General features: G+C 56.0%; 13 protein-coding genes. 4 read left to right on the forward strand and 9 right to left on the reverse strand.

Annotated features, from left to right (window positions below; all coding sequences use genetic code 11):
• Nucleotides 1–22: 22 nt before the first annotated feature.
• The 3 genes from EKH79_RS09180 to EKH79_RS09190 form a co-directional block, all read right to left on the reverse strand.
• On the reverse strand, nt 23–3,517 hold the full coding sequence (locus EKH79_RS09180; RefSeq protein WP_158621220.1) for a protease pro-enzyme activation domain-containing protein: 3,495 nt from the start codon (nt 3,515–3,517) through the stop codon (nt 23–25).
• Between the two features lie 312 nt (nt 3,518–3,829).
• Nucleotides 3,830–4,549: a response regulator transcription factor gene (locus EKH79_RS09185; protein WP_233590253.1), complete on the reverse strand. Its 720-nt coding sequence runs from the start codon at nt 4,547–4,549 to the stop codon at nt 3,830–3,832.
• Between the two features lie 282 nt (nt 4,550–4,831).
• On the reverse strand, nt 4,832–6,268 hold the full coding sequence (locus tag EKH79_RS09190; protein WP_126673493.1) for a sensor histidine kinase: 1,437 nt from the start codon (nt 6,266–6,268) through the stop codon (nt 4,832–4,834).
• Nucleotides 6,269–6,645: 377 nt separating this feature from the next.
• Here EKH79_RS09190 and EKH79_RS09195 point away from each other — a divergent pair, with 377 nt between their 5' ends.
• On the forward strand, nt 6,646–7,557 hold the full coding sequence (locus EKH79_RS09195) for a bestrophin family protein (protein WP_126673494.1): 912 nt from the start codon (nt 6,646–6,648) through the stop codon (nt 7,555–7,557).
• 405 nt (nt 7,558–7,962) lie between these two features.
• Here the strand turns inward: EKH79_RS09195 and EKH79_RS09200 are convergent, their stop codons facing one another.
• Nucleotides 7,963–8,268, reverse strand: a complete 306-nt coding sequence (locus EKH79_RS09200; protein ID WP_126673495.1) for a hypothetical protein — start codon at nt 8,266–8,268, stop codon at nt 7,963–7,965.
• Between the two features lie 354 nt (nt 8,269–8,622).
• Between EKH79_RS09200 and EKH79_RS19140 the strand changes: the two genes are divergently transcribed.
• The 3 genes from EKH79_RS19140 (at nt 8,623) to EKH79_RS09210 (ending at nt 9,916) form a co-directional block, all read left to right on the forward strand.
• Nucleotides 8,623–8,754 carry a hypothetical protein gene (locus EKH79_RS19140; protein WP_267900443.1) on the forward strand — a complete coding sequence of 44 codons (132 nt, stop codon included), beginning with the start codon at nt 8,623–8,625 and terminating at the stop codon, nt 8,752–8,754.
• A gap of 127 nt (nt 8,755–8,881) precedes the next feature.
• Nucleotides 8,882–9,172 (forward strand): hypothetical protein, encoded by a 291-nt coding sequence (locus EKH79_RS09205; protein WP_126673496.1) that lies wholly within the window; start codon nt 8,882–8,884, stop codon nt 9,170–9,172.
• Nucleotides 9,173–9,370: 198 nt separating this feature from the next.
• Entirely contained in the window at nt 9,371–9,916 is a 546-nt protein-coding gene (locus EKH79_RS09210) for a hypothetical protein (RefSeq protein ID WP_126673497.1), read from the forward strand.
• A 130-nt stretch (nt 9,917–10,046) separates the two neighbouring features.
• On the opposite strand, the gene EKH79_RS19195 is transcribed toward EKH79_RS09210, so the two are convergent.
• The 5 genes from EKH79_RS19195 to EKH79_RS09235 form a co-directional block, all read right to left on the reverse strand.
• Nucleotides 10,047–10,187 (reverse strand): SEC-C metal-binding domain-containing protein, encoded by a 141-nt coding sequence (locus tag EKH79_RS19195; RefSeq protein WP_199754240.1) that lies wholly within the window; start codon nt 10,185–10,187, stop codon nt 10,047–10,049.
• Nucleotides 10,188–10,345: 158 nt separating this feature from the next.
• A complete protein-coding gene (locus tag EKH79_RS09220) occupies nt 10,346–12,046 on the reverse strand; it encodes an AIPR family protein (RefSeq protein WP_126673498.1) in 1,701 nt (566 codons plus the stop codon).
• Nucleotides 12,047–12,240: 194 nt separating this feature from the next.
• The gene (locus tag EKH79_RS09225) at nt 12,241–12,972 is read right to left on the reverse strand and encodes a TSCPD domain-containing protein (protein ID WP_126673499.1); all 732 of its coding nucleotides are present in this window, start codon (nt 12,970–12,972) and stop codon (nt 12,241–12,243) included.
• 293 nt (nt 12,973–13,265) lie between these two features.
• The gene (locus EKH79_RS09230) at nt 13,266–13,718 is read right to left on the reverse strand and encodes a histidine biosynthesis protein HisIE (protein WP_126673500.1); all 453 of its coding nucleotides are present in this window, start codon (nt 13,716–13,718) and stop codon (nt 13,266–13,268) included.
• 108 nt (nt 13,719–13,826) lie between these two features.
• Entirely contained in the window at nt 13,827–15,971 is a 2,145-nt protein-coding gene (locus EKH79_RS09235; protein WP_126673501.1) for an adenosylcobalamin-dependent ribonucleoside-diphosphate reductase, read from the reverse strand.
• Nucleotides 15,972–16,191 lie beyond the last annotated feature (220 nt).

A 16,191-nucleotide genomic window follows, 5' to 3' on the forward strand; every position in this document is an offset into this window, starting at 1 on the left:
TTTGCACTTACAAGAACAGCGATTAATGCAGCGTGGCGCGCTTGAGACTGCCAGCGTGGGATGAGCCAACCGAGGCCGTGACGCCCGGGGGGCACAACACGCCGCCGCATCCGCCACCGCCACCACCACCGCCGCCACCACCGGAGGAACCGCCGCCACCGTAGGAGCCCGAACCTTGTGACAGGGTGGCAACACCCTGCAGGCTGCTCTTCTGAACGACGTAACCAGCCGGAATCGTGTAGGGATTGCCTTGACCGTCGGCCACGCGTTCGGAAATGAAGCCGCCGCCCGGTGCACCGGTTCCCTGCCAGATATAGGCGCTGCCTTGCGCGTTCGTCCACAGGATGTCGGCCAAGCCGTCGCCGTCGAAGTCCTCGATCGACGCCACGGTGTAGCCAGCACCCGCACTAACGGCCTTGGTGCTAACAACGGTGTTGCCATTCATGATCCACCAGCCAAGTTGACTTGTGGATGCGTTGTACCAGATCAGATCCGTGCTACCGCTTCCGGCGATTTCACCGGCGCCTTCCAGAACCCAACCCGCCGGGTACGTACCACCATACGTCTTGGTGAAATTGCCCGTACCGTCATTGATCCAGTAGTAGATGTCGTTCTTGGTGCCGGTCCAAACGATATCGATGTATCCATCACCATTCAGATCGGCCAGGTGCGGCGTATATCCCGCAGCAACATTGATGACATTGCCCGGCGTTCTGCTGCAGTTGATGTTGTAGAGCTGACCATCCTGCTGCGTACCGCTACAACTGAAGCTCCAGAAGCCAAGCTGATTCGTCGTGCTGTTGTAGAAAATGGCCTCGGATTGGTTGGTGCCGTCGGCAACGCCCGTTCCGATCAGTGTCCAACCTGCCGGGTAGGGGAAGGTAAATTCATAATTACCCCAGCTGTAAACGTCGACCGTAAGCGTGTTGGTAATCGCGTTGTCGCTGAACTGCACCGCCTGGCCTTGCAGCAGACCGCTGAACAGATCGTTGGCGACCGACTTGATGGTGTCACCCACCTGGAAGGGCTGCCCGAACTGGAAGGTGACCGGATTGAATGCCCAAGGCGGAGACGCTACCTGCACGACTGTACCGCCACTCATCCACGCCATGATGGGTTCGGCATTGCCCTGTGTGCAGGTCTGGGCATTACTCAGGCAGCTGGCCGGCGGAAGCATCAAGATGGTGCTATGCCCGTCTGTTGCCTGTTGCGGCGTAATCGGATTGGCAACGTCAGCAGGATTGGATGCCGTACCGCTGGTGTTCTCACCTATCACGTTCCACGTACGCGTAATTGTCTGGCTGCGCGTATCCTGCGCCGAAATCGCATTCACCAAATTGGTGACGTTGAGCGAACCCAGACCTGTCGCATAGTCGTAACCGGCGCCCGTTACCCACGCTGGCACGAGCGACTGACTGCCGCCAGCACTCTCCACACCCATGGTTGTATAGCCATAGAGCGTGTCGCTTTGATTGGCAACGGCATAGCAATCGTCGGAGTTGATCGGGCACGGCTCATCGTTGTTACCGACGGTGACATCGTGGAAAACGCACGAAGGATCCGAGCCATTGCTGCCGCACGTATTCACCGGCGAACCGTTGATACCATACTGCTTGCGCGCCAACTGATACAGCATCGGTGCGATGTTGCCATGATTCGTGCTGTCCGACTGATTGATCAGCGCCTGCACGCCAGCCATGGCGGGTGCAGCGAACGACGTGCCACCTGCGCTATTGAAAATCACTGCGGTGGGGTCGAGATAGTTGCACGGTTGGGCATAAGGGTTCACCGTCGTGTCGGACATGCAGAAAAGCAATGCATGACCAAACATGCCGTTGGCAGCAAACAGCGAAACGTCAGGAAGTGCACGAGTCAGCGTTTGCGGCATGCCAGCGATACCTTCCTGCCACGCTGGCTGCTCCCACAGATAGCTCGGACCGCCGCTACCACCGATGACGGTAGTGAAACCTGCCGAATTACACGCGCTGAGCGGATCGGAATATCCAAGCGCCTTATCCAGTATCGGGCTGGCGCAGGAATCGTTCCAGGTCATCTCGGGGACATACGACAGTGCGCTTGCACCGAGTGCGCCGTTTCCAGCAAGCCAATACTTACTGGTGTCACTCGCGTCGTTGAAATCGGTACCGCCCACCGAGACATTGAAGGGCGTGCTGCCAAGGCCGTTAACTTCAAGACCGAAAACTGCGCCGCCCGATTGGTCCTGATCACATCCCGCCGAACCGGAGTCGCCCGACGAGACAAACACGCTGACGCCTTCAAAGGCTGCCTCATTCCAAAGATAGGAGACCTCTAGAGCGTCACCCACCGGCGCAGCCACCGACTCGCACTCGCCGTAGCTCAGGCTGAGGATGGGCGGCGGTGTAGCGCTGGAGAGCAGGTTCTCTGCGGCAAGAAATGCACCGAAGTCCGAACCGCTATTCGCGCAGGAAGCCAACACGACGTTGGCATCCGGCGCTGCAGCACCGGCCCATTCTGCATCGAGGGCAGCCTCGTCTTCGTCACCCGTGCGACCCGGATCCACGCACTCTGCAACGCCCTGGGGAGAGACGGGATTGACTTGACTGAACACACCCTGCGCATCGGGAGGCAGGAACGTCGAACGGAACGTCGCAACGTCCGGATTCTGCACGTCACTGTCTTCGAGCACTACCACGGTCTGGCCCGCACCGCGTACACCCTCGCTCCACTCGGGATTGACGTTGTAGATCGTGTTGAAGTCCGCAGGCGCTACGTCGTAATACGTGTTGCCGTTGTAGACGGAGTTGAAGTTCGACGACGGACCACTCGCCGACGTCCACTGCCCCTTTGCATTGCGCTTGACCGTGCCGACGTTGACAGCCTGCGACTTCGGGAAGAAATCCGAAAGCGACGCAACACCTGCTACAACGGGAGTCAGTGCAGCGGGCAGCTTCTGCTCGGTTGCATTGGCGAAATGGGTTTTGCCATTTTCGACATAGCGATGCATCGTCGTACCGAAGGCACGCTCAACGGCAGCCACCGGTCCCATGAAGTGAATCATCATCTTGTCGGCAGAAATCGACTTGACGCCCAATCCCTGCGATTGCAGCCAATTCTTTACCGTGGCGATGTCCTGGTCGCTCGGACCGAACTGCTCGCCCAACTGTTTGGCAGTAAGCCATTTGTGATAGTTCGGCGATCCGGGGGAGCTCAGCGACGCCGCATAGCGATTGAGCTGTTCCTGCTGTGCCGGAGTGCGCTTGAGCAGCAAGGTCATCGACGGGATCACTTCCGTCTGACCCATGCGACCACTGTCCACGCTGTGCGCGATCCGCACGGGGATCGTACCCTTCAGCGTGCTCGTCTGGTTATTGCTTATCTTCGAAGCGTCGATAAGCGGGGCGCTCTTTGATCCCGTTGCGGCTGTTGCGGATACGCCTGCGGTAGAAGCAACGGCGGCACACGCCTGCCCTGCTCCACCCGCCGCGAATATCAAAGCAGCTCCTGCAAGCCATGGCTTGTATTTGTTTGTTAGCACGCTGTCTCCCCCGGAGATTTGTGTTGACTGTTAGACGTCCCGGATATCCCCAACACCTGGAAGATGCTTTCAGTCGCAATCTTCGAGGCGCCTCTGATGATCATCCGTGCGACGAAATCGTCCTCATCAGTAGCGTGATCTTAATCATCGTGACTTGATTTCGTCACACACGGGGTGCCAGCTAAATCCTCACCGACTTCTCACGGAATTTCAGCAGGGCTTCAGACGCGGAACGATGGAAACGGCAAAAAGGATATGCGTCCGCGTCGACAAGGACCGGAGAAAAATGCGTTGAAAACAGGGGTGTAAACGTCAAATCGCGAGTACGTAACCCGTTCCGTGCACGGCATCCAGAGGAAGCGGCTCCCCCAGAGCGGCGAGCACTTTTCGGCGAAGACGATGAATAAGCGATTCGAGTCGATGCGGATCGAAGGCAGTAACGTCGTCCGTCAATGCTGCTATCAACGACTCACGCAAGATAACTTCATTCGGTTGCTTCATCAGAGCGTCAAGAAGACGTCGCTCTGCCTTGCTCAACTTCACCCTGCCGCCAGCCGGCGACAAAAGGAACCATTCGTCGGCACTCAAACGCCACGTTGCGCCATCGACCTGCGCCGAAGGCCCCAAACGTCGCGCAACACTGTAGAGCGTTGCGACAAGCACGTCGATTTCGACCGGCTTAGAGAGATACGCGTCCGCGCCTTCGCTCAGGCCACGCACTAAATTCGCGCTGCCGGAATGCCCGGTAAGCATGACAACACCAATGTGCGAGTGGTCAGCGCGCAGCTGCCGGGCCAGTTCGAAACCGTCGCCATCGGGCAACCCCACATCCAGCAGGACGATGTCCGGCAATCGCTTGCCCAAGGCCTCGCGCATTTCGGCTGCACGGCCCGTCGTCACCACCTCGAACCCAAATTGCCGCAGCTTGGGTACCAGAACCCTATCCCGAAGCACTGCATCGTCCTCCAGAACCAGGACGAACAACGGTCCAGGACGCTCGTTCAAGTCGGGCGAGTTGGACGGCAAATTCACGACACGTATTCCATGAAATCGGATACCCCACAAAGAAAACCAACGATGCGGCGAATGGACGCGTCAGTGCTCACTCAACGCGATGTCGCACGCAAACACTTAAAGTTACACGGCGCAAGCGTCCGTGCCTGGCGTTTTACCCGCAGCCCCCTGCGACGGCACGACCTCGATTACCTGACAAACCATACGCTATGGAAAACGAATGTTTGTCATCGCCGTGTGAGCAATTACTAGCAGCAAAAAAGACAAGCACGCAAGTCATCGATGAAAAGATGGATGCATTTAAAGGTAGGAACGCATCCCATCCTCGAAGGTCGCCGGTGTCGCCAATACCATCTCGGGCTCGGCGATCGGAAGTCGGATGCGAATGATGGAACCCTTACCAAGCTCACTTTCGACAGCAGTGCTTCCACCCGCGCCGCGGATGAGACCATCCACCACGCTCAAGCCAAGACCCGTACCATCGCCAACGGATTTCGTCGTGAAGAACGGTTCAAAGATTCTCGCCTTCACATCATCAGGCATGCCAATGCCGGTGTCATGGATAGATAAAGTGACGCGATGATCCGATCTCTCGATGGAAAATGTGCACGTACCGCCAGTCGGCATGGCATCGCGAGCGTTGGACGCCAAATTGATCGTCGCAAGTTCGAACTGGCTGCGATCGAAGTAGACCAGAATCTCATCGTCGGGCACATGCACCTGCAGCTGCACGGTTTGCGGTAAAACTTTCCGGATAAGCGGAAGAATGCCTTTCAACGCGGCAACGATGTCGAAGACCTCGAGATGCGCTACGTCGTGGCGACTGAACGCCAGCAGTTTCCGGCATACCGACGTACCCCGGCGCGCGGCACTTTCAATACCATCCATCGCCTCAGCCACAGCGAGAAGATCATCATCCGGCGAATCGTCTATCGGCAAGCGGTCTCGCTCGACAGAGAAACCAATAATGATTCCGAAAATATTGTTCATATCGTGCGCGATGCCGCTGGCAACCTTTCCCATGGCATCCATCTTCTGGGAATGCAGCAACTGCTCCTGAGCACGCTCGCGCGCTGCAATCTCCAGCGTCAGTTGTTTCTGCTTTTCATTGGCCTCGTTGTAACTCTGTCGCAGCGCGTAGATGCTTCGGTCGAAAATGACCGCGATGAGGAAGTAGCTCATCAATGCTCGCATCGGCAGCAAGGCGTAGGCATCGATGACGACGGGAGGCAAATGCAGCACATTGGCAACTTTGATCGGCGCAACACTCATGATTAGCGTGATGGCCTCGCCGGCATACGTTATCCAAAGCGCCGTTCTTCCCAGCATGATGCCGCTGAGCGCCAAAATCATGATGAATGTCAGATTGCCATCCGTGGCCTGATAACCGAAAGCGGTGTATGCAATCGCCCCTGAGCACAAGACGGACCCAAGGTAGATCGATACGGCGGGTTTGAATTTCCCCAGGCGGATGAGGTAAATCCCCAGCCATGCCGTAATGGTCATGGCCAGGTCCGTTCCAAAATCGATGGCGATGGCCGTCATCGATCCGGAGCGGGCGCGGTTGTAAAAGTGGTCCTGGAGATAGGCCCAGTGAAACGCCACCAGGTAGACCTTGTTCAGCGGGACGCGGAGGCCTTCGAACAAGAGCAGCAGTTGCATGAAGATGGCATTGCGACGATCCACCGGATCATCGATCGGCACTCGGCCAAGCCACGACTTTATTCGCTCATACATGCCAGACACCTTTGAATACACTTCTTAGGCATTCCCTGCGTGATTCTCCTGAAACAACCGCCAAGCTCAACCAGCGCGATGACCGGCGTCGCCATTGAAAAGCACTTCCCCGAAGACCGAGGCCCCATTTCGCTGCGAGCAGGGTCAAGCCAGTTCGAACGCGTCGGGCGCAGCATTCGGCATCGCTTATGTCGAGTACGTCGCACAGAGTACTTGTACTAGATTCCGGCCGCCGCTGACGTACTTTTCAACAGCAAAGCTGATCAAACACATCATGGACCGTTGCCACCCATCGGCAAGCGAGATTTCCTTTTCCCGCCCAAACTCGCGAGTATGGTGTAATTTCGATTCGTTAATCCCTTATCCCTGAAGCCGTAATGATCGTCCGTCCCCGCCCCAACTGGTTCCGTCTTTTGCTGGTCGTTCGGGGCTCGGTGCTGCCAATGATTTTGCCGCAGCTGCTGCTGACGCTTGCGTTTGCACTGGTGGTCACCCTTCTCCATGGCCGCGTTTATGTCTGGAAGGTCTCGCTGACCTTTGTGCCGTTCTCGCTGATCGGCTTGACGCTGGCGATTTTTTTGGGCTTTCGCAACAACACCAGCTACGCCCGGTATTGGGAGGCACGCGTGTTGTGGGGTGAGGTATTGAACGATACCCGGTCGCTGGCACGGCAATCGCTGACGCTGGTAGATAGGGACTCGAATAGCACCGTGTTCGTCCATCGACTCATCGCCTTTGTCCATGCGTTGCGCCACCAACTGCGCGGCACGGACCCGAATACCGACTTGGCACGCTGGCTCTCCAAGGACGACCTTTCCCGGCTGAAAGGCGCGCGTTACAAAGCCTCCGCCATTTTGCTGATGGCTGACGAATGGTTGCGCGATCGGCGGTTAGCAGGCCAGCTTGTCGCACCGCTAGCGCAGGCCATGCAGGTGCACATGGGACATTTGAGCGACGCGCTTGGCGGTTGCGAACGCATCGCCAGTACACCCATCCCGTTTACCTACGGCGTGATCATCCACCGCACGGTGTACCTCTATTGCCTGCTGCTTCCCTTCGGCCTGGTGGATTCCATCGGGGCGATGACGCCTGTCGTGATTACCTTTATCGCCTACACCTTCTTCGCGCTGGAAGCGCTGAGCTCGGAAATCGAAGAACCTTTCGGCACCGAACCCAACGATCTTCCATTGGATGCCATGTCCGAAGGCATCGAAACATCGTTGTTGGAACTATTGGGTGAGCGCAATCTGCCAACCGCGCCACAACCCAAAAACTACGTGCTGACCTGATAGAAAAATCGACTGCGTATTGAAGAAGGGGTATTCCTTTTTCAATTCGCTACAACGAACGCTTAGGCCAACATCGCTGCCAGGGTCGACACGCAAAGCACAACGCAGGCGGCGAAAAGGCTGTTGAGCATCAGGGTTTCGAATTTCATGGCGGTTCTCCGTTAAGTGGATGAGTGAGGCTTTCGAGATGGATATTGCAAGCCTGATGCCAACCGCATCAGTGCCTCGAAAACCGCATAACGGCGCCATTTACGCGTATTGTTAGCGACAAGCCATCCTGTCCGCGGACGGTTGTCCGCACTGTCCGGACAGGCTACGGACAAACCGATGTCTGCAAAGCACGACGGAGTGCGATGTCGATGCGCGCAAGCGCAAACAAACGTTTACGCAGCATGGTTTGAAGCGTTATTGCAACGCCAGCATGTAAGTCAGCAGCCAAAACGCCACTTGAGCGATCAACACTGGCGCGATGCGTTTGATCTCTTTTCGTCCCGACCATAGAAAGCTGATGACGACGGGTATCTGGCCGAACATTAAAAGTATGGCGATGTGATCAGCCGTGCCTTCGTCATGACGCGGCGCGTGGAATCCGTGGCGAATGAGATCCATGACTACCATCACCAACACGATGCCCGTCATCACCAAGGGTGTGGCACCGTTCCAGCGCTGAATAGGCGGCGTGTGTGCGTTATACGGTTCACTGGATTGCATGCCCGGCTCTCCTCCGCATGAGATCGCATCAAGCTTATCGCAGGTTGCGCGCGCGATATGACGCAGACATGTCCGCATGCAGCCGAACGCTGTCGTTTACGGGACGACATGTGGCAATGATGTTCCTAACCCCAACGAAGCTCTTTCGCATGCGTCGCGTAGGCATTGACCAACGCATCGAATCAATCAGCCCCGACAGATTGCATGCTGCACTTCATGGGAAGGTGCGGTAGTCGGGCGTGCCCATCCGCAGTGATGACCACGACACGCCCGACTTGATGTGAAGTAACGCGGATCGCCCGAGTTGACGCTCAGACGATCCGCTGGCCACCACCAACTAGTTAGGAGTTGATCATGGTTACGCTCGATCATACGGCACCCGCACGTCATCGTGACCCCGCCGCGGTGCATTTCCCTTACTTCACCGCCGCGCACGCTGCGCGATGTCGAGCCACAGTGGGCATTCGTCAAAACGGAAGCAGCTGATTCCGACAAAACGAGCAGGATTTTTCCTGCAGCCCTTCACGCCGCGCGCAATACGCGGCGTGACCTACGAACACATACGCACGTTGCCGCATCTTGCGGCAGGCTCAATCGTGCAAAGGAATCTTCAATGAACGAGAAAGCAAACGGCGCCTGGCTCACCCTCAACACCAGCTACTACGCCGCGCCCATCGGCAACCCGCTCACCCTGCTGGATGATTCATACCTGCTGCTGGAACGCGCGCATGGCATCGTCCAACTTATGCGCGAAGCACTGCAACTTTCACCCTGCATCGATGCGCACGCATTGACGCTCGCGCTAAAAGGCGTCGAAACACTGATGGAAATGAGCGCAGGCTCTGCCGAAGAAGCGCATGTTCGCCTGGCGCAGATTGGGGATGGCTGGGTTGCCAGTCAATGAATGGGTGCGTGAGTTGTGTCGCCCAGGAGTGACTCGCTGCGCCTTTTGAATCGCTCAGAAAGTGGGCCAAACCGCCGCCACATCTGGATTGGCCCCTTCTGCCGTGAGGTCGTTGACGCGCTCCCGCCCGCTATCTGACACTGCGCCTGGATTTATGTGCATATTTTCGCGGTCTTCCTAACCAGGGACATCAAACCTATGCGCTCTTCGATATCTCAGCGTGCCTTTCTGAAACGTGGATGGCGCGCATTTATACCTGCCGCATTGATCATCGCCGCAAGCACCATCGGCATCGGTTCGCAGGCCGTTGCCGCTGATGCATCCAGAGATGCACTCATCCGTGCCGCCGAAATGGCGTACCTGAAGAGCGCGGTGTTCACGCCCGACTCGCCGATGATGGACGCGTTGCTCGCACCCGCGAAAGCCGCAAATCCGGATGTATCGGACGACGTTTGGGCCGGTGTCAAAGCCGACACAGGTTCGGCGATTACATCCGTGATGTTCGGTCCGGGAAGCGCAGTCGAAACGACCATGCACCAATCGCTCGACAAACTCTCCAATCCGGAACTGCAGCACCTGACCGTGTTGCTGTCAGATCCGGTGATGATCAAGTTTCAGCAGCTGATGGCCGACCCGTCGACGCAACGCGAACTCATGCAGGGATTGATGGGCAGCACGGTAAAAATGCAGGCCGCGGTAAATGGTGTGCTGGTGCGGCATGGTTTAAAGGTGCCGGGCCCATAGTTTGACGCGTGCAGCAAGCGTAGCGAAGTCACTCTGTCCGACCCTTTCTATTGCCACTGACGAATAAAAAGAGCGGCCGAGGCCGCTCTTTTGTTATCTCACGTAATAGTGACGCCCGGCACCATCGAATTTACCGGACGGCATGCAACAGTTCTTGAAACAACCTCGCGGAGCCGCAGGGGCATGGATCGTTGCGGCCAAGTTTCTCGAAACAACTCCTTGTTGCCGTGGACGATACGCTCGCCCTTCTTGACCCGCTGCTCGGAGGGATAACCCTTCCGGCGTTTACTGCTGCGCTCGAAAGCTGAAATTGTTGGTTGACATGATACTTCTCCTCAACACGCTCCTGATGGAGCGGCGCTGATCATATTAGCGCGACATTTGACGACCCTCGAAAAAAATACTCAGAACTTTTCTATTTCTTTTACTCTATTGTGGCAAAGCAAATTGCTGAGCTCTTCCGTTATGAATGTCTTTTTCGTAAGCCTTCACAACCGCATTACGCAGAGCCTCTACAGCCTTCAGAGACTTAAATTCGGACTTATAATTGTAGCTGTCCCCACCGTGTTCTTTTACGTAGTAGTTCAACTCAACTATAGCGTGATCAATAATCGCCTTAAGAGACTCCAAGAGCCTGCGCTGCGGAGCTTTTGCATTCTGGCTCGACAAGAGAAAAGGAGAAGGATTCTTCAAAAACTCATTGCCAGCGGCTGATTCTTTAAGAATGCATCCTACCAAGTAGAGCAATATAAAGATCGTCAACCCATATTTCCCAATGCGCTCCTCTTTAATTTTCGAACGAAGGGAATAAATTTCTGTCGTCAGTAACTGTGCAAATCTCACGCGAGACGCATTCATATCTATAGAAAATATTCTCGCTTCCAAGTCACCGAATATACGGTACTTTTGATGCGCACTAGTTGGCTCACCCAGGTACAGAGCAAGAATCATCCTTCCGGCATCTTCGTTCTTAAGCTCGGCAGTGGCCACAACTTCACCACGCTTAATTGTGTACTCAGAGTAAGCGCCGTACAACGAGTCAAATTCATTCTTCAAGCGAAGCTGAGCAGAGTCGTTCGAATTTAGATCCCTAAGCGAAATAGCATTTTGATTGTTTGTACGATACGCGATCACTTCTGGAAGCTTTCTGTCCGAGCCAACCTTCACTATTCGAACCAAGACTTCCAATTTCGGAGTCAGGGCCTTTCGGTTTTCATAAAAGCTCAGCAACGATTGGCAGCCATTGCATACGGATAACCCCGACAGCGTGATCGTCGAACCTCGAACCTTGATATCTTTTGCAACCACTGTTAATCCATTATGGAAAGTCAAGAAATTCTCATGCTCTCCTTTATCTACAACTGACTGAATAATGTCCTTGTTAACCCTCGTTCTTCCCAATCCAAGACGAACGTTTTGCGCAAATATGCGTGAATCATCAATGCCTGGAAGACTAACTAACTCCTGGGCGCGGATCGCTGTGTATACGAGTTTAGGGGAAGTCTTTGCGCCAAAATAAAATAAATGGTCTGCGTCAACTTTGAGCTTGACCTCTTCATCAAGGAACCAATCCTTGGAAAGCTGTTTCAATAGTGGTCCAAGTCTTTTCAGATCCCACAATTCAATTAAATGACCTGCGGCTTCGGCTTGAGCAAGATAATCACTTGCATCCACATTTGCCGCCACATTGCAAACAAATATCGGTCGGATTTTGTAGCCATTCCCTATCTTGTCGGCGACATCTCCTTCTTCAAGGAGTTTCTTGAGCTCATCATTCTTGGTTGTCGCAATAAGCTTTAGAACCGAAGAACGCGACTTGAACTGCGCCAGCGCGCCAACAAAGCTTTTTAGATCGGTATCGCCAAGAGTTCCAGGAATCTTTTCCTTTCGCTTGGCTTGGAAAACCGTGATTTCCTTACTACTGTCCGACACCACGATTGCATCTACGCCGGCGTCATGTTTCTTATCGCAAACAGCGTCTTGCGCCTCAGTTTCATCGAGACGAAATAGCACTTCCAAAAACCAAATTAACAATGCTGCAGATGCAGTTCTTCCTTGAGCTTCGTAGGGAGTTACAAATTGGCTCAAAGCTGCAAAGTCTTTCGCGTCCGATTGAATATACTTAGCCATATACGTTCCTTGTCAGAATTCAACGTAACGAACAATCAAATACGACCATTTAGTGTCGATGGTCATTTGAATGTCGCGGAGCTGCTTAGAGCAGATACTCAGTCAACAAGAGCGGGCGACCTTTTCGTTACAATCAAGAAAGGGCGACATAACTGCCGCCCTTTCTTAAGGTTCTTGCCACTAAGCCATTGCGGCTAGCCGCACTTGCTATAGCCACAATTCAAACAAGTCTGACACCCATCCATCAGCACCAGCGCCTTCGTGTTGCACTTGGCGCACAGCGTTGCACCCGGCGGGAAGCCGGCGGAGTCGTTGGTGTCGGCGTCGGTGGGGCTTAACTCAGTTTTTTTTTGCGCGGATTTTTCGTAGGCGGCGCGCTTTTCTGCGATGAGGGCGCGTTGGCCGTCGCTCATTTCCGGGTCGTGGATGAGGCCGATGTTCTTCATGTGCTGCTCGATTACCGCGCCGATCTCGGCAACGATGCTGGGCATGTAGACGCCGCCGGCTTTGAAGTAACCGCCGCGGGGGTCGAAGACGGCCTTGAGTTCTTCCACGATGAAGGTGACGTCGCCGCCTTTACGGAAGACGGCGGAGAGAATGCGGGTGAGCGCCACGATCCACTGGAAGTGGTCCATGTTCTTCGAGTTGATGAAGATCTCGAAGGGGCGGCGCTGTTCGTACTTGGTGCCGGCGTTGAGCACGATGTCGTTGATGGTGACGTACAGGGCGTGTTCGAACAGCGGCGATTTGATCTTGAAGGTGGAGCCGATCAGCGCCTCGGGGCGCTCCAGGCTCTCGTGCATCTGGATGACTTCGGCGACCGGAGACTCTTTGGGCTCGATGGCAGGTGCGGCGGTGGGCGCGGCTTTGTCTTCGGGCTTGACGACCTCGTAGCCCTTGATCTTTTTTTCGATCTTGATCGTCATGTGCGGTGTCTCTTTTTGTGGCGGTGCGCGAGGTGCGGCTTATCTATATAGATGGGGGTTTGCGCGCCAGGGGCAAGTTTTTGGTCTGGCGTTTTTGCTTTGGGTGCGGACTGAAGTCACTGGATCCCAGCCTTCGCTGGGATGACGAGCATTTCACGGTGCGGCGTGATGGATGCGTCGAGGTGTTCTTAGCTACTGGGGCTTTTTTTGCCCCGGCCTCTCCCGGAGGGAGAGGGGGACTGCTGAAAAAAAACATCCGGCCCGCAGCTCTACGGGCCGGATGTTTTTAGTGCTTACTTCTTGCGGGCGGCCTTCTTGGCGGTTTTCTTGGTCGCCTTACGACCGGCCTTCTTGCTGGCAGTGGACCTCTTCACCGCTTTCTTGGCGGTTTTCTTACCGGCGGCCTTTTTGGCCACTTTCTTTACGGCCTTTTTAGCCGTCTTCTTGCTGCTGACCTTCTTTGCAGCTTTCTTGGCCGTCTTCTTCACGGCTTTCTTGCTGGCTTTCTTTGCAGCGCCCTTGCGGGTTGCCTTCTTGGCGGCTTTCTTGGCTGTTTTCTTCACAGCTTTCTTGGCACCAGCTTTCTTGGTTGCCTTCTTCGCGGCCTTCTTTGCAGGGGCAGCAGCTTTTGCTTTCTTGGCTTTCTTGCGACGCTTTTTCGGAGCAGCAGGAGCCGCTTCGTTCGACGCCGGAGCAGCCGGTGCAGTTTCGTCGTGATGGACTTCAAACTCGGTATCGATAGACATGCGGGTATTCCCCTCCGGTACGTTTGTTATGGAACTTGCGATAAGTCTGTTACGGATACGGATTGCTGTGAGCAGAAACGTAGCGCGATTTCGCGTTACATGCCACCACTAAAATTTTCCGTAATAGCCTTCCTTCAAAGCATCGAACAAATTGGCGGCGGTGTGCATCTCTCCGTCGTACTCCACTTCTTCGTTGCCTTTCAGTTCCACAACGCTACCGTCTTCCAATTCGAAGCGGTAGAGGGTGTTTTCAAGATCGGCTTCTTTCACCAGCACGCCCTGGAATGCAGCGGGGTTGAAGCGGAACGTGGTGCATCCCTTGAGGCCCTGTTTATAAGCGTAGAAGTAGATGTCTTTGAAGTCTTCGTAGGGGTAGTCGGTGGGCACGTTCGCGGTTTTGGAGATGGACGAATCCACCCACAACTGCGAGGCGGCCTGAATGTCGACGTGTTCTTTGGGCGAGATGTCGTCGGCAGCGACAAAATATTCCGGCAGCTTGGCCTTGGGGTCGTCGCCGAATGGCATGGCGTCGGCGTTGATCAAGGCGCGGTAGGCGAGCAGCTCGAAGCTGTAGACCTCGACCTTTTCTTTCGATTTGCGGCCTTCGCGGATGACGTTGCGCGAATAGTGATGGGCAAAGCTGGGCTCGATGCCGTTGCTGGCGTTGTTGGCGAGCGACAGCGAAATGGTGCCGGTGGGCGCGATCGAGGTGTGATGCGTGAAGCGCGCGCCAACGGTGGCCAGCTCTTCGACCAGGTTCGGCGCCACGCTGGCGACGCGCTGCATGTAGCGGCTGTATTTGGCGTGCAGCACGCTGCCGCGAATCTGATCGCCGACCTTGTAGCCGTCTTCGACCATTTCCGGGCGCTTGCGCAGCATGTCGCCGGTGACGGTGAAGGTCTGGGCGAGTACGGGCGCCGGGCCTTTTTCTTTGGCGAGGTCGAGTGCGACTTCCCAACCGGCCACGGCCATTTCGCGCGAGACGTCTTCGGTGAAGGCAACGGCTTCGGCGCTGCCGTAGCGCATCTTCAGCATGGTGAGCGTGCTGCCAAGGCCGAGAAAGCCCATGCCATGACGACGCTTGGAAAGAATCTCGTGGCGCTGCTGTTCGAGCGGCAGGCCGTTGATCTCCACCACGTTGTCGAGCATGCGGGTGAAGATTTTCACGACTTCGCGATATTCGTCCCAATCGAAACGCGCCTTGGGACCGAACGGATCGCGCACGAAGGTGGTGAGGTTCACCGAGCCGAGCAGGCACGAGCCGTACGGCGGCAGCGGTTGCTCGCCGCAGGGATTGGTGGCGCGGATGTGCTCGCACCACCAGTTGTTGTTCATCTCGTTCACCTTGTCGATGAGGATGAACCCGGGCTCGGCGTAGTCGTACGTCGAGACCATGATCATGTCCCACAGGTGACGCGCGCGGATGTGGCCGTAGATCTTGCAGGCGACCAGACCGTCTTCGCGCTCCACGTAGTTTTCATGCGTGGGCCATTCGCGCCACACGACGATGCTGGGATCGTTGAGGTCGACGTCGTCTTTTTCTTTGATGTGCACGGGGAAGACGAGCGGCCAATCCTGATCGAACTCCACCGCCTGCATGAAGCCGTCGGTGATCAGCAGCGAGAGATTGAACTGGCGCAGGCGGCCGTTCTCGCGCTTGGCGCGGATGAATTCCTTCACGTCGGGATGGCTGACATCGAAGGTGCCCATCTGCGCACCGCGACGTCCACCGGCCGATGAGACGGTGAAGCACATCTTGTCGTAGATATCCATGAACGACAGCGGGCCGCTGGTGTAGGCGCCCGCACCGGACACATACGCACCGCGCGGACGCAGCGTGCTGAACTCGTAACCGATGCCGCAACCGGCCTTCAGCGTGAGACCGGCTTCGTGCACCTTGTCGAGGATGTTGTCCATCGAGTCGCGGATGGTGCCGGACACGGTGCAGTTGATCGTCGACGTAGCAGGCTTGTGTTCCAGCGCGCCGGCGTTGGACGTAATGCGGCCGGCCGGAATCGCACCGCGGCGCAACGCCCACAGAAAATGTTCGAACCACTCTTCGCGAAGTTCCGGCGTGGCCTCCACATCGGACAGGGCGCGCGCAACGCGCTGCCAGCTGTCATCGATGGTGGCGTCGACGGGCTCGCCGGTTTTGCTGCGGAGACGATACTTCTTGTCCCAGATGTCCATCGAGGCGGGCTGCAGCGGAATGGCTGCATCGCGACCTACGTTTGTTGCACGCAAGGTGCTCATCGGCTTCCTGATCTCCCGATGTGGCCTCACGGCCACGCTGGTTTCTTATATAGATGGAGACTTCCGTCAGTTGACCGGGAAACCCGGTCTGCCAGTTCACGCCCCCGCGCGTGATCTCCGGCCTGACATTCACTTCGCGAACAGCGGCAGCCCCTCCTGACGATATTCACACAGGTACCAGTTCTTGGGTAGTCAACCGCTGCTGGTACACAAGATGTTG

Source organism: Dyella dinghuensis (assembly GCF_003977615.1).
Taxonomy (GTDB): domain Bacteria; phylum Pseudomonadota; class Gammaproteobacteria; order Xanthomonadales; family Rhodanobacteraceae; genus Dyella_B; species Dyella_B dinghuensis.